28 protein-coding genes are annotated in these 23,508 nt (G+C 40.8%); 6 read left to right on the top strand and 22 right to left on the bottom strand.

The genetic code is table 11. The annotated features are described in order from the left end of the window. Positions 1–2: 2 nt before the first annotated feature. Together DESME_RS03380 and DESME_RS03375 are read right to left on the bottom strand one after the other, a co-directional pair. Complete coding sequence (locus DESME_RS03380; protein ID WP_006715272.1) at positions 3–404, bottom strand: ArsR/SmtB family transcription factor; 402 nt, start codon at positions 402–404, stop codon at positions 3–5. A gap of 134 nt (positions 405–538) precedes the next feature. Further along, a complete protein-coding gene (locus DESME_RS03375) occupies positions 539–1,288 on the bottom strand; it encodes a polysaccharide deacetylase family protein (RefSeq protein WP_006715273.1) in 750 nt (249 codons plus the stop codon). A 131-nt stretch (positions 1,289–1,419) separates the two neighbouring features. On the opposite strand from DESME_RS03375, the gene crcB reads away from it, so the two are divergent. From crcB to DESME_RS16355, 3 genes are all read left to right on the top strand, one after another. After that, the gene (crcB, locus tag DESME_RS03370) at positions 1,420–1,803 is read left to right on the top strand and encodes a fluoride efflux transporter CrcB (RefSeq protein WP_006715274.1); all 384 of its coding nucleotides are present in this window, start codon (positions 1,420–1,422) and stop codon (positions 1,801–1,803) included. Between the two features lie 14 nt (positions 1,804–1,817). After that, positions 1,818–2,141, top strand: a complete 324-nt coding sequence (locus DESME_RS03365; protein WP_006715275.1) for a DUF190 domain-containing protein — start codon at positions 1,818–1,820, stop codon at positions 2,139–2,141. Positions 2,142–2,253: 112 nt separating this feature from the next. Beyond that, positions 2,254–2,382: a hypothetical protein gene (locus DESME_RS16355; RefSeq protein ID WP_006715276.1), complete on the top strand. Its 129-nt coding sequence runs from the start codon at positions 2,254–2,256 to the stop codon at positions 2,380–2,382. Between the two features lie 101 nt (positions 2,383–2,483). Here DESME_RS16355 and DESME_RS03360 read toward each other — a convergent pair whose 3' ends face one another. Beyond that, positions 2,484–3,743 (bottom strand): MFS transporter, encoded by a 1,260-nt coding sequence (locus DESME_RS03360; RefSeq protein WP_006715277.1) that lies wholly within the window; start codon positions 3,741–3,743, stop codon positions 2,484–2,486. A gap of 181 nt (positions 3,744–3,924) precedes the next feature. Here DESME_RS03360 and DESME_RS03355 point away from each other — a divergent pair, with 181 nt between their 5' ends. After that, positions 3,925–4,578: a TVP38/TMEM64 family protein gene (locus tag DESME_RS03355; RefSeq protein ID WP_006715278.1), complete on the top strand. Its 654-nt coding sequence runs from the start codon at positions 3,925–3,927 to the stop codon at positions 4,576–4,578. A 327-nt stretch (positions 4,579–4,905) separates the two neighbouring features. On the opposite strand, the gene cooS is transcribed toward DESME_RS03355, so the two are convergent. Continuing rightward, on the bottom strand, positions 4,906–6,819 hold the full coding sequence (gene cooS / locus DESME_RS03350) for an anaerobic carbon-monoxide dehydrogenase catalytic subunit (RefSeq protein ID WP_006715279.1): 1,914 nt from the start codon (positions 6,817–6,819) through the stop codon (positions 4,906–4,908). Between the two features lie 230 nt (positions 6,820–7,049). Here cooS and putP point away from each other — a divergent pair, with 230 nt between their 5' ends. Further along, the gene (gene putP / locus DESME_RS03345; RefSeq protein ID WP_006715280.1) at positions 7,050–8,513 is read left to right on the top strand and encodes a sodium/proline symporter PutP; all 1,464 of its coding nucleotides are present in this window, start codon (positions 7,050–7,052) and stop codon (positions 8,511–8,513) included. Between the two features lie 69 nt (positions 8,514–8,582). Here the strand turns inward: putP and DESME_RS03340 are convergent, their stop codons facing one another. The 13 genes from DESME_RS03340 to DESME_RS15850 all read right to left on the bottom strand — a co-directional run bounded on the left by DESME_RS03340 (position 8,583) and on the right by DESME_RS15850 (position 18,402). Further along, the gene (locus DESME_RS03340) at positions 8,583–9,008 is read right to left on the bottom strand and encodes a DUF350 domain-containing protein (protein WP_006715281.1); all 426 of its coding nucleotides are present in this window, start codon (positions 9,006–9,008) and stop codon (positions 8,583–8,585) included. Between the two features lie 33 nt (positions 9,009–9,041). Next, positions 9,042–10,292: a glutathionylspermidine synthase family protein gene (locus DESME_RS03335; protein ID WP_006715282.1), complete on the bottom strand. Its 1,251-nt coding sequence runs from the start codon at positions 10,290–10,292 to the stop codon at positions 9,042–9,044. Positions 10,293–10,312: 20 nt separating this feature from the next. Then, positions 10,313–10,813 carry a hypothetical protein gene (locus tag DESME_RS03330; RefSeq protein WP_006715283.1) on the bottom strand — a complete coding sequence of 167 codons (501 nt, stop codon included), beginning with the start codon at positions 10,811–10,813 and terminating at the stop codon, positions 10,313–10,315. Beyond that, positions 10,810–11,274 (bottom strand): hypothetical protein, encoded by a 465-nt coding sequence (locus tag DESME_RS03325; RefSeq protein WP_006715284.1) that lies wholly within the window; start codon positions 11,272–11,274, stop codon positions 10,810–10,812. The genes DESME_RS03330 and DESME_RS03325 overlap by 4 nt, the downstream gene beginning before the upstream one ends. A 122-nt stretch (positions 11,275–11,396) precedes the next feature. After that, positions 11,397–12,308, bottom strand: coding sequence for an RluA family pseudouridine synthase (locus DESME_RS03320; RefSeq protein ID WP_006715285.1), 912 nt, complete (start codon positions 12,306–12,308; stop codon positions 11,397–11,399). A gap of 122 nt (positions 12,309–12,430) precedes the next feature. Beyond that, positions 12,431–12,811 carry a carboxymuconolactone decarboxylase family protein gene (locus tag DESME_RS03315; RefSeq protein ID WP_006715286.1) on the bottom strand — a complete coding sequence of 127 codons (381 nt, stop codon included), beginning with the start codon at positions 12,809–12,811 and terminating at the stop codon, positions 12,431–12,433. Between the two features lie 154 nt (positions 12,812–12,965). Further along, entirely contained in the window at positions 12,966–14,042 is a 1,077-nt protein-coding gene (locus tag DESME_RS03310; protein WP_006715287.1) for a bifunctional 3-deoxy-7-phosphoheptulonate synthase/chorismate mutase, read from the bottom strand. A 246-nt stretch (positions 14,043–14,288) separates the two neighbouring features. Then, complete coding sequence (locus DESME_RS03305) at positions 14,289–15,092, bottom strand: nitroreductase family protein (protein WP_006715288.1); 804 nt, start codon at positions 15,090–15,092, stop codon at positions 14,289–14,291. Positions 15,093–15,468: 376 nt separating this feature from the next. Continuing rightward, positions 15,469–15,684 carry a DUF378 domain-containing protein gene (locus DESME_RS03300; RefSeq protein WP_006715289.1) on the bottom strand — a complete coding sequence of 72 codons (216 nt, stop codon included), beginning with the start codon at positions 15,682–15,684 and terminating at the stop codon, positions 15,469–15,471. Between the two features lie 357 nt (positions 15,685–16,041). Then, on the bottom strand, positions 16,042–17,247 hold the full coding sequence (locus DESME_RS03295; RefSeq protein WP_006715290.1) for an IS110 family RNA-guided transposase: 1,206 nt from the start codon (positions 17,245–17,247) through the stop codon (positions 16,042–16,044). 272 nt (positions 17,248–17,519) lie between these two features. Beyond that, positions 17,520–17,714 carry a helix-turn-helix transcriptional regulator gene (locus DESME_RS03290; protein ID WP_006715291.1) on the bottom strand — a complete coding sequence of 65 codons (195 nt, stop codon included), beginning with the start codon at positions 17,712–17,714 and terminating at the stop codon, positions 17,520–17,522. After that, positions 17,707–17,931: a hypothetical protein gene (locus DESME_RS03285; protein WP_006715292.1), complete on the bottom strand. Its 225-nt coding sequence runs from the start codon at positions 17,929–17,931 to the stop codon at positions 17,707–17,709. The genes DESME_RS03290 and DESME_RS03285 overlap by 8 nt, the downstream gene beginning before the upstream one ends. 297 nt (positions 17,932–18,228) lie before the next feature. After that, positions 18,229–18,402, bottom strand: coding sequence for a hypothetical protein (locus tag DESME_RS15850; protein ID WP_006715293.1), 174 nt, complete (start codon positions 18,400–18,402; stop codon positions 18,229–18,231). Between the two features lie 535 nt (positions 18,403–18,937). On the opposite strand from DESME_RS15850, the gene DESME_RS03280 reads away from it, so the two are divergent. Continuing rightward, positions 18,938–20,152 (top strand): IS110 family RNA-guided transposase, encoded by a 1,215-nt coding sequence (locus DESME_RS03280; protein ID WP_006715294.1) that lies wholly within the window; start codon positions 18,938–18,940, stop codon positions 20,150–20,152. A 209-nt stretch (positions 20,153–20,361) separates the two neighbouring features. On the opposite strand, the gene DESME_RS03275 is transcribed toward DESME_RS03280, so the two are convergent. The 5 genes from DESME_RS03275 to DESME_RS03255 form a co-directional block, all read right to left on the bottom strand. After that, on the bottom strand, positions 20,362–20,766 hold the full coding sequence (locus tag DESME_RS03275) for a nuclear transport factor 2 family protein (RefSeq protein ID WP_006719172.1): 405 nt from the start codon (positions 20,764–20,766) through the stop codon (positions 20,362–20,364). 256 nt (positions 20,767–21,022) lie between these two features. After that, on the bottom strand, positions 21,023–21,340 hold the full coding sequence (locus tag DESME_RS03270; protein WP_006719171.1) for a hypothetical protein: 318 nt from the start codon (positions 21,338–21,340) through the stop codon (positions 21,023–21,025). A gap of 103 nt (positions 21,341–21,443) precedes the next feature. After that, positions 21,444–21,653, bottom strand: coding sequence for a hypothetical protein (locus tag DESME_RS03265; RefSeq protein ID WP_006719170.1), 210 nt, complete (start codon positions 21,651–21,653; stop codon positions 21,444–21,446). Between the two features lie 369 nt (positions 21,654–22,022). Continuing rightward, positions 22,023–22,550, bottom strand: coding sequence for a hypothetical protein (locus DESME_RS03260; protein WP_006719169.1), 528 nt, complete (start codon positions 22,548–22,550; stop codon positions 22,023–22,025). A gap of 348 nt (positions 22,551–22,898) precedes the next feature. Then, positions 22,899–23,351, bottom strand: a complete 453-nt coding sequence (locus DESME_RS03255; protein WP_006719168.1) for a GNAT family N-acetyltransferase — start codon at positions 23,349–23,351, stop codon at positions 22,899–22,901. Positions 23,352–23,508 lie beyond the last annotated feature (157 nt).

Here is a 23,508-nt window from a genome sequence, read left to right as displayed (position 1 = left end):
TTCTATTTCTCTGAAATATGCTCTAACCCTTGCCGGTATAATCCTAAAACATGATTATCATCCAAAGAATAATAGACCATTTTTCCCTCACGATGATATTTCACAAGTTTGCTGTTACGAAGCACGCGCAATTGGTGAGATGTAGCGGATTGGCTTAGGCCCAGGACTTCTGCTAAATCGCACACACAAAATTCGCCTTTGGCTAATGCCAAAGCATCCATTATCCTCACCCGTGTGGGATCTCCCAGTGTCTTAAAGAGGTCTGCTAAATCATTGGCTTGATTCACATCAATGACCTGAGTCGAAAATCTTTCAATAACTTCCGGATGAACGCAATCCACCTCACAAAGCAGATTATCCGCTGCAGAATTATTATCTGTCTCTAGAATTTCTTTATCCCCCACTCATGTTCACCTCTTCATATGAATATGTGTTCATATGTATTTTATTCGATAATTTTAAAATAATCAACTCAAAAGAAAAATCCCCCTATTATAAAATAGAGGAACTACTCCAAATACTCTAATTTCCAGTGTTTCTATCTTGCAGAGGTAGGAATTTGGCTGTTTTCTTCTTCGAAACGTTTTAGCTCCGACAAGGTCACAAAGCGATAACCGTCTTTTCTTAAACGATCAATAATGACTTTCAGGGCTTCCGCCGTCTGCTCCCGTTTTTCTCCTCCATCATGAAGCAAAATAATAGCTCCTGGTAAACGGCTCTCCAATACATTTTGCACAATCCGATTTGGCCCAGGATTTCGCCAATCCTTACTATCAATACTCCACAAAGTAAGAAGATGCCCCTTTGCCTTTACTCCCTGAACAACATCTTTGGATACAAATCCTCCAGGAGGTCTATAAAAATACGTATGTTGCTGAAGCAAGTCAAAAATGACTTGATCCGTCTTTACTAATTCTCGAACAAACTGATTTGAATTATAGCTATGGGTATAACCATGATTCCCTATCTCATGTCCTGCTTTATTGATTTGAAGGAGTAACTCTGGATTCTGTTTAGCATTTTCTCCAAGTACAAAAAAGGTTGCCTTGACGTTTTCTTCTTGCAGAACGTCAAGAACGAGTCCTGTATAATTTGGATCAGGCCCATCATCGAATGTCAACGCAACTACCTTTTCTTGAGTATTCACCATATAATAGGTACCTGGTGTACGTACAAGCGAAGGAACGGGTATATTGCGACTGGCCAAACTTATTCCTAATACAATAAAAGCGCACAGAAGAAGAATCCTTGTCGCCCTTCTTCTGTTAATCAATAAAATTCTCACCATCACCCCTCCTCTTAACCCCACCTCTAAACTATATGCCCTTAATTCTCCTATAACACTCTTTCCTTTCTCGTGTTTGACGGAAAACCCAGAAATAAGCTAAACTATAACTTAAACAGACTACGAATTAGGATGTGATTAAAATTCGTGAACTTTGGGTCATAGCACTAGGGGGTGCCTTAGGAGCTTTAACTCGATATGAGTTAGGTCTATGGATATCCAATAAATGGAATCAAGGTTTTCCTCTCCATACTTTTCTAATCAACATTACTGGGGCCTTTTTATTAGGCTTCCTGAATATACTTTTCCTAGAGCGAATGACCATTAGCCCACTCTGGCGTCTAGGAATCGGCGTTGGTTTTCTCGGGGCCTATACGACTTTTTCCACCTTCGGTTTTGAAGTGATTACCCTACTTGAAGGGGGAAGCTATATTACCGCTGCTACATACACTTTGTTAAGTATTCTTATAGGATTTGCGGGCGTCGCGTTGGGTATTGGTTTAGCTCGTATTATCTAACTGGAGGTTTTAATATGCAAGGCAAAGGGAAACTTCTTAAAGTCTATGTTGGCGAAAGTGAGCGCTACAGAAACAAACCTCTCTACCAATACTTAATAAAATGGCTTCGTGAAAAAGGAATCGCCGGGGTCACAATTAACCGTGGAATTGAAGGCTATGGTCAGGATAAAGTGGTTCATACCACTCGGCTTTTGGAACTGTCCGCTGATCTACCGATTGTTCTAGAGGTTGTGGATTCAGCGGAAAAGATCGAAGAAATCCTTCCTGAACTTTGTCAAATGGTTCCTAAAGGTCTAGTATTTAGTACCGACATTTTTATTCATAAATACGGAAAATAGAATAATTTCATCAACCTTACATGAAGCTCCATTTTCTTTTCCATACTATACTGTAGCAAGCGATTTCGATTTCCAATCCTTTTAGGATATTAAAAACTGAGGATGTGAGAAGATGAAAAGGACGGGTGAAATCCAAAGAAAACCCAAGGGGCCCGATAGTGCGAAGTATGAATCCAGAAGCGTAAGCGATAAACAAGAGCAGAAGAAAAAAAATGACCCGAATACTTTAGAACAATCTTAAGGGTAAAAAGACATTCCCGGAATTGAGAAAAAAAAGTGCAGTTATCCTCACCTAAGTGATAACTGCACTTTTTTGTTATTAACTCGTAATCTATTATATTATTAGATCGACTCCACTTCAGAGTTCATATCTACCCTTTGATCTCGTTTTTCATAGAACTCCAACCCAAACATCAACAATGTAAAAATAAACGTCGAAACACCAAGCCCTTTCCAACCCGATTCAATACTTATGTAATTAAGAACTTTGCCCATTCCAAAAGGGCCTAAGGTATTTCCCAGATTAAAAAGAAGGGGAACAACCGCGTTCATTCGGCCACGATGTGAAGAAGGAGAATGATCTGCAATAAATGGCGTAACGCTGATTGCTAAAATAATTTCTCCTAAAGTAAAGGTAAATGACCAAAGGAAAACAAAGAAAAGAGAATTGAGCACACCCAACATGCCAAACCCTACAGCATAGAACAAGCCACCATAAACCATGCGGCGCATCACGGGTGTTTTCTCAGCAAGCTTTGTCACAATAGGGGTAAATACCATTACGATCAAACCATTAAATCCCGCGAGATAGCCAAAATATCGGGCACCCGTTTCCGGAAAAAGCTGCATCGTTTGAATCGGCAACATGAACGCCCATTGAGAATAAGCAAAATTATAGCCAAACATGATGACGGCGAAATACAACATAATCGGGCGTTTTGCCAGGACACTAAATATAGACCCTTCCTCCCGCCTCTCCAATTTACGTGTTCCTTCCGTAACCTCAAGCCTTGTCTTCTGAATCGTTTCCGGTATGAACAAAGCAATTAGACTCAATGCGATCATTGCGGTCACAGCATCTCCCATAAATACCCAAGGCAAATGATGTTGATACAGCACTCCGCCAAGTACCGGTCCAATAGCAAATCCCATATTCCAACCTAAGTATGATAAAGCATAAGCTCCTGACCTATTCTCTGGACTTGTCAAATCGGCGATAAGTGAATTATAGGCCGGACCCGATACTGTCATGGACGCACCAGCCAACATCATTACGTGCACTAAATCGAGCGAAGGCTGTATAGAACTCGCCAGGAGATATAAGATGATGCCTAACCCATCAAAAAATAGGATGACCCGTTTACGACCGATATGATCTGCAAGTTTTCCTCCCAGAAGGGAAGCGGGTAGATAAAGCAAACCCGTTAAGCTGAGATATATTCCAGCACTTTCTTTCGATAGCCCGATACTTTGGGTCAGAATGATCGTCATCAACGGCATGACAAAACACCCTAACGCATTAACGATACGAGCTGCGAAGATCACGTAAATCTCTTTGGGCATCCCCTGATAGGGAAGAAATAACTTGCTGAGGCTAAACATGGGCTTCCTCCTCGTTCTTCGTTCATAAAAAGACTTCTTTAATTGTAACATTTTATCAACAATTTAACTTTAATTCACTTTTTGTTTAAGAACTGTTTGCATTACACAAATTATGATATGATCAAAATTAAAAAGAAAAAGCGTTTTCTTTATGATGTATACGATAAGTGAGGTAACTAACTTGGAAAGTCATAAAATTGAAGACAAGAATTATGGCTGGCTCACCTTAATTCTCGTCATTTCCGTTCTGTTGATTGTCCTCTTTTTTTATTTAGATCGTCAAAATAATATCTCCTACTTCATTCAAACCTGGGGAATAGGGGGTATTTTTCTCGGCATCTTACTCATGGCAGCACTTTGTATGACGCCCATACCTTCTGAAGGTCTTGTTATCCTTTTACTAAAAATATACGGGGTCTATGGGGGGATACTATACTCCTGGCTAGGTTCAATCTTAAGCTCAATAGCAATTTTCTATATTACTCGCTATCTTGGAAAGAGTTTCTTTCAAAAATTGCTTACTCCCCAACGTTTTGAAACGGTGGATCATTGGATTCAGAAGAAAGGTTCTTCAGGTTTGCTTATCGCGCGCCTTCTCCCGATTCCCGCCTTTGCCGTCAACTATATCGCTGGGGCGATACCCTCAGTTAAACTTTGGCCTTATACATGGACTGCCGCTTTATCGATCATTCCCTACTACATAGGAACCGCTCTCGTATACATCGGAGTAGCCCAATCGACCTGGATCTGGTTAGCTGTCGGTGGTGTTGCTATTCTCACCGTTTGGGGAATTAGCTATTTCTTAAGCAAGACAAGCAAAAATCAGATTTCCTAACTCATTATGCACTGGCAAGGAAAGGTAAAGGGGCTGTTTTACAACAGTCCCTTGTTTTTACGCCCATTATGCGAAGTTACGATTCTGAAATTCCTAAAAAGGCCCGATAGCGTAGCTTGCCGCATAGAAGTGAACGATTCGCGCAGGGGCGTGCAGGTGAACGAAGCTTTCGTAGCATAGCGGAGCCCATGGTTTACTTCAGGTATTACCCTGAGGTTTGGCGAAGCTGCTACGGAAACAAAGTGTACCAGCCACGGAGCGCCTGAGTGAGCGGATATGCGACAAGCTACACGACCACAGATTATGCAACAACTCTTTCCTTCTTCTTTAGTTTAATCCTAACCCTTTACGTTTTAAATTAATATGAGCCTCAATATTATTGGCCACTTCGACCGGATCATCCCCAAGCGCAATCTTCCCACCCGTTATTCCTTCAACATCTTCAGTCAGGAGTTTAACAAGTTGCAGTCCTCCCGTCACAAAAGGGGTTGGTGACAAGTGCGTATAGGCACCATAAGCAACTGCAAAAACGCCATCAATCGTGGCCTTCTGCTCCATCCACTCTGGAGCTGTAACAGCAATCGGAAGTTGCGGCACATCGACATCAAGATGATCAGCAAGGGCCGATACCAACATGGAAATTCTCCCTGTATCGGTGCACGTTCCAAAACTGAGAACAGGTGGAATCTTCAAGGCACCGCATACTTCTTTTAAGCCAGGCCCCGCTATGTTAATGGCATCAAGGTTACAAAGTCCGGCTACCTCTAAACCGTGATTTCCACAACCGCCAGCAACCACCAAGATGTCCTTCTTAATCAGTTCTTTTGTAAGATTGACCGTATTCCAATCATGGGGGCCATTGCGCAGCGTTGAACAATTTGCTAAGGCAACAACTCCCTTAATCTTGCCAGCAACAATAACTTCAACCAAGGGATCGAGTTTATTGCCCAAAGCTCCTAAAACAGCCTCCGTTGAAAAACCAGCAATCGCCTTTGTGGTCTTTTGTGGAACCATCGGTTTAATTTTGCCATGTCTCTTTTTAAAGTTCTCTATTCCCAGTTCGATCAACGTATCCACCATTTTATCGACTTCAGAGGGATCATAGGGTATTTTATGCTGAAGTCCTGGAATATCAATAATCGTACTGATTGCAACAAGGGTTGCTTGATACTTTTCAGCATACATATCAATTGCAGGCGGGGAACAGTTTTCTTCCATGGCAATGACATCAACCGTTCCCGTTGCCAGCAAAGGCTCGATCGCCAGCCAATTTCCCATCAATCCAACAAAGACCCCATCCATTTTAAAACGCTGCAAAAGTTCTTGACCGGTCTCGATGGAGCCGACGACTCTTAACCCCTTAGCCCCAGCTGCTTTGGCCTGCTGCTGTACCTCTGAAGCTTGGGCTTTTTCAATCAACGCAGCTCCAGCCCATGGTTGGTGTCCATTAAAAACAATATTGACATAGTCTGGATCCATAATTCCTAGGTCAACATCGACTTCATGAGGTTGCGGTGTCCCAAAGAGGATATCCTGAACCATTTCTAAGCCAATTTGGGAATTATAGATCGTGGCTAAACCCAAGCGCAACGCCTTAATCGCCAAGGAAGCGTAATTCCCATCTACGTTAGTTAAACAACTGGCGACGCAATTTTGTTCTTCATGCATCGTTCCGGCAGGATAAAGATTTGTATTTCTCCAAACTTCCTTGCGTTTTTTGGGAGCAAAAGCTTCGACCATAAGGTTGGGCTCTTCCACACCAACGCGTTGTTGATTTTCGAGAAGATCCGCTAATTGGATCGCCATCTGATTAACCTCTTGATTGGCGTCGATACCCAACTTTTCGCACATCCATTTGAGCTTAGCGACATCCTTAATCTTAAACGGGGTTTTTCCTTCACCCGTTGCTTTCAACGTTCGGTAGGCTTCATAGGCATGATGGCTATAGGTGCCTGCTCCCATAATATTTTGAAGCAAGAGTTTGCGCATCGCCATAGCATCAGGCCCAATCCCGCAAACGCCCTTATCTTGTTCCCCTTTTTCATTAATGCGACAAGGCCCTTGGGAACATTGTTGACAGCTTAACCCTTGCAGACAGAATTTGCAGCGTATTTTCTCTTGAGCTGCATAGCGATCAAAGACATTTGACATCCCATCCTCGCGGATTCGAACCAACATCTCCTCGACGGAATCATGATAACTCACTCGGCCTTCAGTTTTTTCTAAGATGGTTTCGGACATGTGAAAGCGTCACCCCTTTATAAATATCTACACACCTTATAAAGGGTGCGCACCCCCATGAATAATTATGTATGTTCACTTCTGAAAATTAGATTATGAATATTTTATAAGTATCTTGTATACTTATTCATTTTCTTATTTAGAAAGAGAAGAGGTTATGCTACTATAGTTTTAAAGGTTACGAACAGTATTATAATAGACAAAATATTAATTCAGGGGGGAATACATTAGTGATTGCTTTTTCAATTATCCTTTATATGATTGGCATGTTACTCATCGGGTATTATTCCTATAAGAAAACCACCGACCTCTCCGGTTACATGATTGGCGGACGAAGCTTAGGTCCAGCAGTCACCGCCTTAAGTGCAGGTGCTTCCGATATGAGCGGCTGGCTGATGATGGGCTTACCAGGAGCTATGTTTATTCAAGGGTTAAGTTCAGGCTGGATTGTCCTGGGTCTGACACTAGGAGCTTACGCCAACTGGCTTTATGTCGCCCCGCGTTTACGTGCTTATACAGAAATTGCTAGTAACTCGATTACTGTCCCTGAGTATCTTGGCAATCGTTTTCATGATCAATCTCACATTCTCCGCTTGGTTTCCGCACTTGTTATTATTATTTTCTTTACATTTTACGTTTCTTCAGGAATAGTCTCAGGAGGTATCCTCTTTCAAACAACCTTTGGGATAAGCTACCATACGGGTTTATTCCTAATCACCGCTGTAGTCGTTACCTACACCCTTTTCGGAGGCTTTCTGGCAGTTAGCCTCACTGACTTTGTTCAGGGTTTGATCATGGTCTTAGCTCTCATTTTGGTTCCTACCATAGCCATTATAAACAGTGGCGGACTTTTTGCCTCCTTTAATACAATTCAATCCATTAACCCCGCACTCCTTAATATTTTCACCGGGACAAGTGTTGCTGGAATTATCTCTCTTTTCGCTTGGGGATTGGGTTACTTTGGTCAGCCTCATATTATTATTCGTTTTATGGCTATTTCCTCGGTTCAAGAAACAAAGAAAGCACGTAAAATTGGCATGACTTGGATGGTCTTCTCGGTCGTCGGTGCGATGTTTACGGGGTTGATTGGAATCGCCTATTTCGCTCAGCACGGGATGACCTTAGCTAATCCAGAAACCGTTTTTATCGAACTTGGAAAGCTTCTTTTTCACCCCATCATCACTGGATTCTTGCTTGCCGCTATTTTAGCCGCGATTATGAGCACTATTTCTTCTCAGCTCCTCGTAACCTCTAGTTCCCTAACTCAAGACTTATATAAAATTCTCCTTCACCGCTCCGCTAGTGACAAAGAACTGCTTGTGGTCAGTCGCTTATCTGTCCTGCTCGTTTCCTTAATTGCGGCAGCTCTCGCCTGGACTCAAAATGATACAATTCTTAACCTTGTCGGTTATGCTTGGGCTGGGTTTGGTGCCTCCTTTGGGCCCGCGATTTTCTTGAGCCTCTACTGGAAGCGCATGACTAAATCAGGGGCATTAGCAGGAATGATCGTCGGAGCAACTACAGTTATTGCTTGGACCCAAATTCCTAATCTTAAAGCCTCCTTTTACTCTCTCTACGAAATCATCCCCGGATTTATTCTCAGTTTAATCACCATCGTTGTTGTCAGTCTTTTAACAGCTAAACCCTCTCCAGAAATTGAAACTGAATTTGATCAAGTTGTGAAAATCTCCTAACTCGAAAAAAACATCAAAAGGGATGAAGTCAACCGCGAGGTCGACTTCATCCCTTTCTATTTTGTAACTCTAATAACTAATCAGCGCTGCCATTAAAATTCCTGAGGTTAAACTTAAGCAAAAGGAAAAAATCGCAACACCGACATTACCCTGAGGAATCTCTTTACGAATCGATATTCCTGGAGTCAAAAGTTCAAAGAGATAATATACCGCGATTAAAAAGATTGTACCTGTTAGAGCCCATACGACAAGATCCCAGAAGCTCACAGCATGGTAGATCGCTGATGCCATCAAGAAGGCAATTCCAAGGATTTTTCCGCCCAAATCCAACGATACTGCTTTAGCTGAAGCCACCTTTAGCGGATCTTCCAAAACATCCCCATCAAACATAATTTTAAATTCCTGGTAGGGTGTGGTTAAGGTGAAAAGGAAGATAGCAAAAGCCATAAGAGGTAGAGTCACCCCTAAATATTTTAAAAAATTAACTAAAAGCATACGTTTTCCCCTTTCTTATTTTGCTAACGCTTGTCAGTAGCCAAGTCTTCTATAATATCCGGAAGGTAGAAAGTACGATAAATTCCCGGTAATTCGTTCCCCAATTCGTGCGCTAAGAGCAGAAGCTTTCCCTCCAATAAGGAAAGAACCCCAAAGTAACCGTCCCTTATAGGGTCCGGATACAGTCATACTTTCAACCTCTTCCATTTCCACGAACTTTTGATAGATCATCGGTTGTTCCCAATAAAACTCATCTTGGTCTTTTTCCAAAACCGAACCGTCAGCCTGAAAAATACTGACTGCTCCCCCTTCGCGTCCATAAATGGGCTTGGCGACAAATGCTTCTTGCCCTAAGAAAGGATTTTCCATATAAGTCGGGAGCATATAACGCTCAATTATGGTTTGCTCAGAATCTGTATAGAACTCTTTCGCTTCATGTAGCCCCCAGATCAAAGCCTGCAAGGCCTTTGTCTGGGCAATAAATGCTGAAGGAGGATTGATAATTGCTAATTTTCCACGAGAGATCATATCCAGTACATGAGCTCCGGTAGGATATTCATCTTCATCCTTCTCTTCAGCTAACTTTTCAAGGGCATGCAACCGGTACCAAACATCAACTTTCCGATATTCACCTTCAATTAAGGCATGAAGTTCATCCTCAACGACTCGGAGATTTTCCAAAGGAACAAAATAGCCTGAAACTCCAGACACTTTCAATAAATAGTGTACTGTTCCCCTATCTTCCTCATGCCAGTCCAAAGAACTAAAAATAATATTTTCAGTTTCATACCCGAAGTCGTGATAACGCTTCAGGATTTTCTGGAATGCCCTTGTGATTTCTTGTTCCTGACCTTCATTAGGATCTCCTGCGCCAAAAAATTCACAAGCCTTCCCATTAACATAAAATGCTTCAACCACACTCGTTGGAGTATCCGCATTAAACTCAAGCATTTTAATCCCCTGAGGGGTATTCGCAAAATCAAAGCGACCAATCAGCGTCGGAATGTCTGGCATAATCGGAAGTCTGATTGCCGCGAAAGCTTCTATAGGAATACCTAGCATTTCGAGTAGATTATCTGGGCTTTGTTGAACCCTCAATACCGTTTTAGCATAGATCTTCCCCAGTTCTTCTGTTGCATAGGCGACTTCCTTTCGAAACTCAGGGGTGATGTAGTGCATTTCAGCTAAGCCATACTCATTTCCATCAATCCAGTCCCATGAGAAAACCTCGCGAATCGAACCATAAAATTGTTCACGGACCTCCGGGTAATTCCCCCTGTTCACAGCTTAACTCCCCTTCATTTTTAGCTTACACTCGTTCCTCCACTGCTTCCAATTCCACCATGGCTGCCACTCGAAATCCCGCTTTTAGAACTTGAAGATGTCGAGGACGAGCTGTTAGAACTTGTAGAACCTGACTTTCCCCACGGAGAGGTCCCCGCTATCCCCGCATTATTCGATTGAGTTTTAGCACTCGTATCTGAGGTTCCTGTAGCGGAATCCGTTGCTGGATTTTTCACACTACCCGCGGTTCCCGAGGATACTCCCGAATTGTAACCGGAGTAATAGCCTGAAGAACGACCGCTAAAAAACCCGAAGGGACCAAACGGTCCAAACGGTCCAAACGGACCAAAAAAGCTTGAGAAAAATCCGCCTCCACCTTGATAATCGTTATTTTCCCCATTACTCACTTGTGCTTCGGATTCAGGTTCACCTTGTGCTATCTGCTTCGATCCATAACCGACGACGCCGACCACAAGAGCTGTTGACAAAAAAATCCCGACCATTCGTTGTGTCTTGGTCACTTTACCCCTTCTTCCTTCACTGATTGCTTAAGATACAAGCAGAAAATTTCTCGATCCTCATCGATTTCAAATGAGGTTTTTTCCCATTCACTGTCCTGAAAATTAATATATAGGCTAACCGCGTAAAGAAGAAGATCCTGCATATTTCCAAATTCAAGAGTCTTCATAATGGGGTAAGAGTCTGCTTCCTCTTGGAACTCCCGAAGCTCTAAAAGAATAAATCCCATGCCCTTGATTTGCCCTGGTGTCTGAGGATGGGGTTTATCCTCCACTTTCTTGACATAGATAACTTGCAGAGATTCTTCTTTGGCAGATGAAGTGAGTTCATAAACAATACCTTCTTTGATGAAATAATCGCATAAGCATCTTGCAATGATCTCTTCCTTCTGGATCTGCTCATACCCATATAGTGCGGGAAATCCATTTTCTTCGTCCAGCAAACGATACTCTAACTGGGCCATCCATATTCTCCTTTAGCTTAAAGCATAATCTACTATTTCATATTCGTTTTAAAGGAAAAATAATCCTTCCTAAAAATGTGAATACCTCAAAATCACAATACTGTGATTTTGAGGTATCTCTTCTAGTTAAATAGACTTAAGAATTCTTTCGGGATCTCTGTCTCAAAGCGAACATCCTCACCCGTTATCGGATGTCGAAAAGCCAGCACTCGAGCATGAAGCCCTAAACGTCGTATGGGATTCTTCAATGAGCCATACTTCTTATCGCCAATAATAGGATGTCCGAGATCTTGCATATGAACACGGATCTGATTCTTCCGACCCGTTTCCAATTCGACTTCAAGCATCGAGTAATTTTTGTTTTTCTTCAGAACCTTGTAGTGGGTAACCGCCTTTTGTCCCCCATTCGGGGTTGGGCTTGAATACATGATATACGCCTTGCTCTCCTTAAGCCAAGACGTGATTGTCTCTTCGGGTTTCGTAACGGGTCCTTCCGTAATCGCGATATATCTCCGCTCTTCAACGGCATCCTTCCAGCTCTCTTGCAACAACTTTTTAACTTTTTCACTTTTGGCAAAGAGCATAATCCCCGACGTATCTCGATCCAGTCGATGAACGATAAAAATTCGATTTTTAGCATCTTTCTTTTTAACATGGTCACTCAAGATGCTATATGCCGTTTGTTCTCTTTCTTTAGCTGTAGCAATGGATAGTAGCCCCGCCTCTTTAACGACAACAATAAGATAATCATCTTCAAACAGGATTTCTAATCCACGAGGTTGATTTTCTTTGCGCACTTTGCCCCAAATCACCGACACCTGCTGACCGATTACAAGAGGATGATTATATTGAGATACCATTTCATCATCTACAAGAATCTGATGATGTGCTAAAAGCGACTTAATATTGTTTCTTCCTTGATCCGGCAATTGTTGAGAAAGAAATGGCATCAATTCCGTCGGTTCTGTAACTTTAAAAGAAGTTTGATTCACTTTTGTTTTTCTATGCTTTAACGGCTGCTGTGAATTGTGCATTTTATACCCCTTGCTCATAACATTAATAATTTATTATAGCACCCCAAATTCTGAAAGTACAAAAAATCGGTTGGAAGAAATTCTTCCAACCGAAATATCTACTCTAAAAAACCTTGAATTCATTATTTCCCAGGTTTAATCAGCATCCCATTATTAAAGTGGTTCATGGATCCAACCAAATCAATAACGGAGAGGATCTCGACCTTTTGTTTGTCCGTAAAACCAGCATCCGTTAGCTGTTTTGAATACATCGTAATGCACATTTCGCAATTATTCAAGATTGAGATAGCAAAAGCAATCGCAAGTTTTGTTTTCTTATCTAATTCAGGTGAACCCATGACTGTTTGCATTTTCTGCAAAACGAGTTTCATATACTCTGGATGATTTGCCATAGCCTGAAAAGTAGGGGGCACAACTCCTCCCGACATTGGCTTTACTTGTTCGTATACTGCTTTAACTTCGCCTTCAGCCTCTTGTTCTGAGATTGATTTTACAATAGCCATTCAAAAATCTCCTTTCGTTCCTACCCTCATACCTATTCTTATAATATCAACATGCATAAGATTTTTTATGCTCATGTACCCTTACGGGGTATACGCATATTATAGTATACAATTTAAATCATTGCAATATTAGTTTCAATTACTCTTCCTATTCTTAAATTGCCTTTTCCGCTTTCTGAGCCTTTTTACCCTTCAACACAACCTCCACAGGACATCCTACTTTATTCGCCCACTCCTGTAGTTGCTCCATCACTTCATGTTCCCTTATCCCATCTCGAATATGACCTGGGCTTTTATGCTTACCCATTTCTCGAGTAGTATTCATTCTTTCCGCAAGCAGTTCGGCGATATCTCGATCAATCTTATCTATTCTGTTTCTTAAAATCTGCAAATCATCGAGCCCCTCTAAATCGTTAGAACGAATCAGCTTGCGATTTACGGCTTTAGCAATCGGTACAAGTTCTTCAGAAAGTTGATTAAATTGATCTGGGGTCAAAGATTGGTCCCCATCACTTTTCGCCGCTTCGGGATGCGGATGCATTTCAATCAGTAATCCATCCGCACCTCCCGCAATTGCCCCCTTCGCCAAATAGGGAATTAAATCTCTTCTCCCTGCAGCATGGCTGGGATCAATGATAATGGGCAAATGCGTAAGTTCCTTTACCAGACCTACTGCACTTAAGTCCAAAGTATTTCTAGTACTGGGTTCATACGTCCGAATTCCCCGTTCACAAAGAATAACTTGGGAATTTCCACCCGCTAAAATATATTCTGCTGCATTGAGCCACTCCTCTATCGTTGCTGATAAACCCCGTTTTAAAACGACTGGCCTCCGTAACTCACCCATCAATTTTAAAAGCTGGAAATTTTGCATATTCCGCGAACCAATCTGGAAAATATCGACTCGATCCACCATGAGTTCTAAACTTTTCTCATCCACGACTTCCGAAATAGTCAACAAGCCCTGTTCAGCGGCAGCCTCCTCTAAATAATAAAGTCCTTCTTTCCCAAGTCCTTGGAAACTATATGGAGAGGTACGAGGCTTGAAGGCTCCTCCCCTTAGGACTTTTCCCCCCGCGGCTTTCACTGCCTTCGCCGCTTCATGCATTTGTGATTCCGACTCTACTGCGCAGGGACCGCCCATCAGTATCACTTCATTTCCACCAAACACTATGTTTTTTACCTTAACTTGCGTTCTTTCATCTTTCAAACCAACTAAAGGTAAATTCATCCTTGTGTCCTCCTTTTATCCTGACCACTCTTCATCTATCAAATCTATTAAATCTACCCAATTTAGTCTTTTGGCATTTGTAGTGTAAGCAAAACAAAAACTTCTCATCCCTGCAGGGACGAGAAGTTATCCTCGCGTGTTACCACCCAACTTAGCCCTAATAAAGGCTCACTCGACAAGATACCCGTCATTCCAATTTTAACGTTTTATATATTATATAATTCCTTCCTAAGATTTACAACCGTGTTATTCACTTTTGTAATTATTCTTCTCTTGCCAACTCTTTAAAGCTTCACGAATTGACCGCGTCATTTCCGCTGCAAAATCACTCCCGGCTTTCCGAGCATAGATCCATTGGGCAGCATTCTCAGCCTTGAAAGGATTATTCTTGGGAAAAGAGTTTTCCTCCTCTTGGAACATCTCTCTCAGCTCATCAGGGCTCAGCCTTTGATACGCCTCATTATACACAAAATATTTTGGATCGAAGCGGGATCGAGGATCTGGGCGTTTAGTTTCTGGATAATAGCCAAAACAAAGCATAGCGATTGGAAAGGCCCAGGGTGGTAAATTCAAAAGTTCACGATGTTTTTCGTAATTTTCCATAATATCACCAATGTAGCAGGACGCAATGCCGCGAGCTTCAGCAGCAATAACCGAATTTTGGGCGGCAATAAGCGCATCGGAACAGGCGAGGAATAAATCGCCTTCACTGGGTTCCTTAAATTTCCGTCCCGTTTTTTGACAATATTCCTCAACCCCGGAGAGTTGAAAATAATCAAACCAGCGCTGATAATCCGCAACGAAAATCATGACTAACGGTGCTTTAGCAATAAAGGGTTGATGATCACACGTTTCACTCAGAATTAGCTTTTTCGCTGGATCTTTTACGGCGATAATTGAATAGAGCATCATGCCCCCAGCGGTTGGAGCTCGCCTTGCTCCTTCAATGATCCACTCTATATCCTCTTCACTTAAGTCCCGCTCTGCATACTGACGCATAGATACCCGTTTTTTTAAGATCTCTTCAACCGAATGAGATTGATCTTTCATTTTAGAATTCTCCTTTTCTTTACGCGCTTTAATCCTTCTTTTATTTTCTATTGCTTATCTCTATTTTTTAAATCTGCCGGTTGATAAGATGTTTCTCTCTTCATGGCTTAATTCCTTCTGAAAAAATATAAGAGGATCGTTCTTTCAAGAATAAGGGGTTCCGTTGTTGTATTCAAAAACTTCAAAGAGGAACCCAGAAAAATTAAACTCTCATTAAGTAAAGGCACCCGTTAGAGTGCCTTTACTTAATGAGAGTTTAATGTATGAAAATACGAGTTAACGTTATCGAAACCACAGTAATATGAAACTGTTCCTAATATGAGTAAAGAAACAAGGTATCTGAAGGTGACCACTCCGAAATAATGTATCTATTTATTTACCTAACTTCATTATCAGTAAAAAGGAAAGAAATAGAGTAAAGACCTGCTATACCAACTAGTGTATAAATTATCCTACTTAATCCAGATGAGGCTCTAAATGTGTCTCCGCCGAAAAGAGCAGTCACAAGGTCCCATTGAAAGACACCGACCAACAGCCAATTTATAGCTCCGATAATTACCAGTATTAAGGCTGTTTTTGATAACCAATTCATTAAAATGCCCTCCCTATTATAGTTTATATTTATTATTGGTAAATTTCACTGCATTTTATACTCACTTAATATACTAAAAGGGAGGTTAATTGGTTACCAATTAGCGTATTGTAGTGTCGCAAAATAAGAAAAATCCTGCTAATAAAAATCAACCCTTATTTTAAAAAATTCCTCTCAAGTAAGCCCCATCCCTTTAATCTAGGGTAGCATCCATCGCCCCCATGTCAAGTCTTGCTTTGATGTTCAGGTTTTATACTTTAGTTAACCTCTCATAGTTGAACGGGTATAACAAAATAGACCAGACCTAAAGGCACAGGCTGGCCGATTTCAACTGCTCGCCGGTACTTATATAAGGAATTATGTTTCCGCGTATATCTCCTTCACTCTGGCATAGTAAATCCGTAGAAACTTATTTAACGCAGCGATTTTAGCAACTTTTTTAGGTTTCCCTTCGGTTTCTTTCTTGAGCATATAAAGGTAAACTGCATTATCTTCAGACGGCTTATGAATCTTTATATAGGTCATTATTTCATATCCCGTTTTACGTAAGGAAGACGAACCACGTTTAGATATACTTCGCTTTGTACCAGTGAAGTTGCCTGACTGAAACGGTGGTGCATCGAGACCGGCAAAAGCAATCAATGCTCCGGCACTATGAAAACGTCGAACATCTCCTATTTCTGCAATAAGCCTTGGGCCAAGTATCTCACCCACTCCGGGCATTGACATGACGACCTCATATTCCTTCAAAGACTTTGCCAATTCTCTCATGCGTGCTAGAATACTGACAAGGGTCGTGTCTATCATTTGCAAGACCTTAACGGCTTCCTTTACGAGCATTTTGGTCGATGGCGTATTGGAAGACAAAGTGGGGATGCCATCCAGTGCAAGAGCGTAGATTTTCTTCGCTTTCTTCGTACTGGCTCGGTATCCTTTACTTTTTGCCCATTCATTATAGTTGTCGATAAATTGATCCTCGGGCATACACGTAATGCTGTCAAAATGCCAATATTCATTAACAAAGTGACATAACTTATCCCGTTCCGGTGCATCAGAGCGATTCCAAAGGAGAGTTTTAATCCCCGACATTGTTCGATCCAGAAGATTTGTCAGCGTTAGTTTCGCCTGGATACGCATAGACAAGTAGTTTAAGTATTGTCGATTAAGCGTTTTTAATTCATCATACACATCTGCCGTTGGCGTGTAGTCTACAAGATGAAACCAGTGATCCAAACCAAAATTCGCTATCTTAATGGCATCTAGTTTATCTGTCTTACCTTTACGAATGGCCACATTTACATACTTGTGCATGACTAACGGATTAACAACAGTGACAAAAATACCATGTTCTTTCAGATAGGTTAATACCGGAAAGTGATAGGCTCCAGTCGATTCCATGACAACACGGGCTTCCTCTGTTAGAGTTTTAATCTGATTTACCAGGTGTTTCAAGTCACTTTCCGTATGTTTCACTTCAAATGGCCTATGCAACGTCTCTCCATATGGCTTCATAAAACAAACTGTACTTTTCCCCTTTGAAACATCAATCCCTACGCTGATCATCCTACTCCTCCAAATATTTGTGTTTGGCATCCATCCTCGCTTATTACCCATTCATATTGGTTAGTTACACGAAAGCCTCACTGGTTTCAACCTGCTTAACCGAATGCTCATAACAAGGGGATGGCTGGCTGATTTTTCTACGGATGCGAAATCCAAATGCGCAATACGCCAGGCCATTTTCCCTTATTATAAGTAAATAAGCACAAGCATCCAATCCATTTATCTGGATTGTTTACTTGTGCTTTTATAGTACCAATGCGTTACATCTGATTTTAGCCCTCCAATATGAATAGCTCGTCAATATGGACACCAAGTAACCTTGCTAATTTAATAGCTAGTTCAAGAGTTGGATTATACTTGCTATTTTCTATTGCATTTATTGTTTGACGTGTAACACCTGATATTTTGGCTAGTTCCTCTTGTGTCATATTTTTTGTTTTTCTCAATTCCCTAATTCTGTTATTCATTCTTTCCATCCATTTGTCTTTCTAAAGTAAATCGAATAACATTCTGAACCAACATTTGTGTTACAAACAAAAATAATGGTACACTAGCTGATACTTTGTTAAATAGGTCAATAGCCACCCAAACTACAAGAAAAGCTACCATATAACCATAAGTCCAAAATACGCATTTGAATGAAATGTATTTCTCCATTTCATCCATTTTTCTAAAACCTTTCATAACAGCATCTCCTTCTAAAATGTAAAATATCCTTTACATTTTAGTATATGCTTATTAAGAGATAATATAAAATAGTTTTTACATTTAAATAGCTTAGACTTTCTCCACAAACCGGGGATTGTCTTTTTAATAGAGAATTACATCCTATAAAGAAGATTATTAAAATAGCACCGGCATTCTTTCAATAAGAACGCTAGTGCTATTAAATGTTAAGTCGCAACATCAGAAAAGTATTCACTAACTCATTTATCGGGAAATGAATACTTTTAGGATAATGTAATTAAATACAAATTAGCACTATTTGTACTTCTTCTTTAAAATTGCTCCTGCTCCAAGCAAAATTAATGCTATTACACATAATGGGGCAATTATTGGACTGTTTTTAGGGATAATATTAACGATAATACCGCCACCACTAAGTATAAATATTGCTACTGATATTAATAATAACACTTCTCCTAACTTATACATAAAAATCCCTCCTTTTACCATACTCACTGATTGCCTTAATATAAACTAAATTTATATTCTATTTTGTCTTTGGAATAATCAGTTGATATGGATTTAATCCTCCCATAATTATAATATTTCAAGTTAATATGGTTGTTGCACATTTTCCTACAACTGCGAAGCAATACCCCATAATATTCACCCGCGCCATTGACGGCGCGGCCTTGCACGATATGTCGTAGAACGTTTCGCAGGTTCCCGCTGCACCCTGACTACTTGCATCATCCTCTAAGTGGCGGGAACTTGCTGTTCGTATTATAGGTTCATAACCAGTTCAATCTGGGTATGGACTTTTTTCTTTTGTGTTCCTTTATACTGAAGAAAACTGGGTAAAGAACGTACGCGCTGTTGGGACCTTGATCCCGTCGTATAAACTGTTCAAGCCTTCTTTAACTCCAATACCTTGATTGAGCTGGTTGGGCCTTGAGCCCGTATCACAATGCGAACCTAAGGGTGGTTGTTTAAAGACGGAACCCGGTAAAAAGGGAGGTTTTCCATGATTGATGTTCCTGTTCTAAGCATTGATGTTTCTAAGTCTAAGAGTGTGGCTACTTTATTTAAACGTTATCAGGAATCACTGACCAAACCCTTTTCTTTCTCCCATTCACCTCGTGATATGTCTCGATTAACTGAGAGGCTAATTAAACTAGAATGTGAAACCGGTAAACGTCCTCACGTGGTTATGGAAGCCACGGGTAACTACTCCAAGCCGATTTCGGCTTACTTTCAAGATGCGGGTTATAAGGTTGTTGTTCTAAATCCTCTCCAAACTCACGCTGAGAAAAAGAAATCCGTTCGCAAGGTTAAGACTGACCCTATTGATACGAATCGGATTGCCCAGGTTTACTATTTAAATCAGTTTACCGAGGCCAAACCTCTTGAAGAGCATATCCTAGAGTTACAGAACCTTTGCCGCCAATATGATGGTTTCAATACGTTATATACTGAAACTCAGCTTCGGTTCCAATCTGTTTTAGACCTTCTGTTTCCGAAGTTTGAATCGGTGTTTGCTCACTTATGTAGCCCTACTGCTTTAAGCATTCTTTCTTCTTTTCCTTCACCAACAGCTATTTTATCGGCTAGCCGAGACCAGATTATCGAATGTCTTAAACCTGCGAAGAAGTCTAAAAGCTGGTACGAGCTTAAAACGGATGAACTTATATTAGCTGCCCAGGAAAGTTTGCCTTCTAACCGCGCCCAACAGTCTAACATACGGGTTTTAAGGATGTATATTAACCTCCTCGTATCCCAACAAAACGTTCTGACCGATATACGGGCTCAAATGGTCTATTGGGCAAACTTTTCCCCGGATTATCCTCTTCTCCGTTCAATTCCTGGCGTAGGAGAGGCTACAGCCACCACCATTCTCGCTGAAATTGGTGATATTAAGAGATTCCCGAGCTCAAAACAGCTGGTCGCTTTTGCAGGCATTGACCCTTCTGTCTTTCAATCGGGAAAGTTTAAATCGAGTCATAACAAGATATCCAAGAGAGGGTCACCCTATCTTAGAAAAGCGCTCTACCAGGCCACTGTGGCTGGGATCAGCAATAGAACAGGCGGCCCCTTAAACCCAATTCTCAGAGACTTTTATGTTCGTAAATTAAACGAAGGTAAACCGGCTAAGGTCGCCATAATAGCCACGGCTAACAAAATGCTAAGGATGATCTATGGGATTCTATCCTCACAACGGCCTTTTTCTGGTTCTAAATAACAATTCTCTGCAGACTTAGAAATCCCTTTTATTTACATGTTTTTTTGAGCTTACATTATGTAGGCCAGCTTTGCTATACCCTATTTTTCTCAACGTTAGTCTAAAGAAACTTTTCCTTGACAGCAATTAGCTGGTTTATCCGATGCCTTACGCCCCAGATTCAGAAGCCGCCATGGAAGGCGGCCCCTTGAACCTCCGTAATAGGTTGATTACGTATAATTACTAAATTTACATAATGTGTTCCATTGTTGGGGCGTTCCTTGATGAAAAACCATTTGCCATCTATCATCGAAAAACTTCCAGATCGAGCTTCGTAATGAATTTCTCATTGCTTCTCTTGGTTCATTAGGCTTTACTACACGAAAAGTTGTTAATACTACATCCGATGCCAAAATTTTTACTTGGAAATCCATTAATTTCATATGTTCCGTTAAGCTATGTGTTAATGCTTCAGTAATCTGTTGTTTGTAAAATATACGTCCCGAACTTCCGAACTCAACAAAGTCATCTGCAAGAAGAATCATTAGCTCTTCCTTAGAACTACGAATTTCTGGTCGCAGTAAGCGTTCTTCTAGTTGATGAAGTTTTTCTAGAATTAATGCTTCAGTTTCCATCTTATCCTCCCTATAATCCAATACCAAAACACTTCTCATGTTAGATTATGAAGTCAACATACTTATCTTAACTTCCAATGCTCCGCGCATGGACGCGCGGTCTTTGCGTACGGTTTCGGATAACGTTTAAGCATTCCCGACGCGTCATTCTACTTTCATATTGTCAAGTGTCGGGAATGCTGTGTTATACGATGCCGTGCGCCCCACGAAGCCAGAGACCGCCATGGACGGCGGCCCCTTATGCCGATTACGGGAATTAAAGTTTTGAATTCCAATACTCTATAAATGCTTTACATCCTCGGACATCAATAAAATATGCTATAAGCTGCTCACCTTTAAGTTTATATGATTTTATATAGTCAACTTTATCACGGTACGCCTTTTCTACCCGGTGGTTTCCATCAATTATTTGAAAAATGCCTGGTCGAATTTCTGCTTGTATAACGGGCTTTGTTATATCAGCTGATGGTAAGTGATCCTCATTAACAACATTGTAGTTATGCATCTCGAACCATTCGGGAATATTAACTAATTCTTTTTCCGCATCTAACTTTCCAGTGATGATATGCTCCATTATCCTTGAAATGTTAAATTTAAAAATTCCATTTTAAAAAATTTCATCATCTTCGCTAGTTATCGATGGTATGTAATTCTTATTAAGCATAAGTTTTCTTGGTTTATTCATCCTCAACAAGCCTAGCTACATCCATACCACATTTATTGCATTTACCCTTAATTAGGATGCCAGATTTATCATCGTGTAAAGTGTAATCAACGATAGTGGTCACTCCGCAACTCGAACAAAATACATTTCCTAGAAGCCTATGCTTTAAATCCTGGGATAGTTTTGACCATTTTTGAGCCGCTCGAAAATCTGTTACTGACATTCCGCTTACCTCTATTCATAAAAAATATTTCTTTTAGGATTTCTCTGCTGAGGTTAACCTTAGTATTAGTATATTACTACAACGTCTTTTCTCAATAAATCCGCGCATGGACGCGCGACCTTGCGTACGGTTTCGTATAACGTCCTGAGTATTCCCGACGTTGCCGTCCCGTAGGGTTGGCGCGGCATTTGCCACTTACTTCCCCGGCCATAATTGCAAATGCCGTGACAAAGGCAATGTAGGGAATACTCTGTTCCGATGCCGTACGCCCCCAGATTCAGAGGTCGCCATGGACGGCGGCCCTTTGAAGCAAACTGTATAACATGAGAATATCCCGACTAACTATTACGCCAAAACTGGTAGCGAATCTCAGATTATTGGTCGTAAAATATAAAAACTTATAAAGCCAAGCAAAATAATAGCAAATGCAATTCCTAAAATAATATTCCACGCTAAATCCTCATTAGCAGTTTTGGCCTTCTTCATTGTTAAAATGGAAATATAATTTGTTAAAAAAATTAAGCCCAAAATTACTAGTGCAAAGAGTAAAAGTTCCCTCATATTAAATAAAGGTCTTGTATCTATTCTTGTCATTAACCTTATTTGCAGGAATGCATTAAATCCTGTGATAGCAGAAAGGACGTAATAACCTATTATATTCATCCTTCGCTTTTTCTTGATGAAGTCACTACCTTTTTCACTGTATGCACTATATAATCCTGGATTCATAAAGCTTAAAAACTTATCGTAGTAGTCTGGTTTAATGCTAAATAAGATAGCCTGAACCAAAAAGATTATTGCAAATATAAGTGTAGCTATACCAACTCCCACAGTATTATATAGCAAGAAAATTATTAATATCAGTAATGCGGAAATGCCAATTGGCTTTAAATTCATTTAAACCCATCCCCAATACTTTTAAACTTTCTTTTTATACCCTATCCCATTTATACTCAATAAAATACTAATATGAAATAGCTACAAAGCCATTCCCCAAAAATCCGCGCATGGACGCGCGTCCCTGCGTTCGGTTTCGGATAACGTCCTGCGAATTACCGACGTTGCCGGCCCGTAGGGATTGGCGCGGCATTTGCCTCTGAATCCTTCTTGAAACTGCAAATGCCGTGACAAAGGCAATGTCGTTAATTAGCTGTTATCCGATGCCGTACGCCCCCGAATGCAGAGGCCGCCATGGACGGCGGCCCCCTGGATCACTTGAAAGACCTAACTGCTTAGAACCAAATCCTATAAATCTGCTACATAAATCCGGGAACTTTCTCCCCAAGGGTGGTAGCCTTGTCCAATATAGCTAAAACCATATTTTTCATAATATCCAATATGGTCGGTGCAAAGATACAAATGGGAAAAACCACCCTGCTTTGCATCTTTCTTTGCCTTATCCAGTAACAATGATCCAAAAGCATTGCCACGATATTTTTCTTCAATAAATACAGCACAAACCCAAGGATACAGATCCATTCTACTAATGAAATCATTGGTAATAAGTCCTGCACAGCCAATAATATCTCCATCATGCTCTAACAAATACCACTGTGGCAAAGGATTAGTTGTTGTTATGCAATTAGTAATACAGTCCTCATATACCATTAAACTACCTTCATTAGCCCACTTGCTTTGAAAATATTGAATTGCTTTGTCCTTATATTTTGGGTTTTCTTTGATCGATATAATATTCATTGTACCACTCCTTCGTGTTCATCTTGTAATCATCGTTTCGCATAATTTATGTTAACGCGAAGTACGACTAAATGGAGATTCATGGACGTCCGCGCATGGACGCGCGGCCTTGCGTACGGTTTCGTATAACGTTTTTGTGTTCCCGCAGTGTCCCAAC

It is taken from the genome of Desulfitobacterium metallireducens DSM 15288, assembly GCF_000231405.2.
Lineage (GTDB): Bacteria > Bacillota > Desulfitobacteriia > Desulfitobacteriales > Desulfitobacteriaceae > Desulfitobacterium_A > Desulfitobacterium_A metallireducens.
This window is presented reverse-complemented; position numbering and strand designations above follow the sequence as displayed.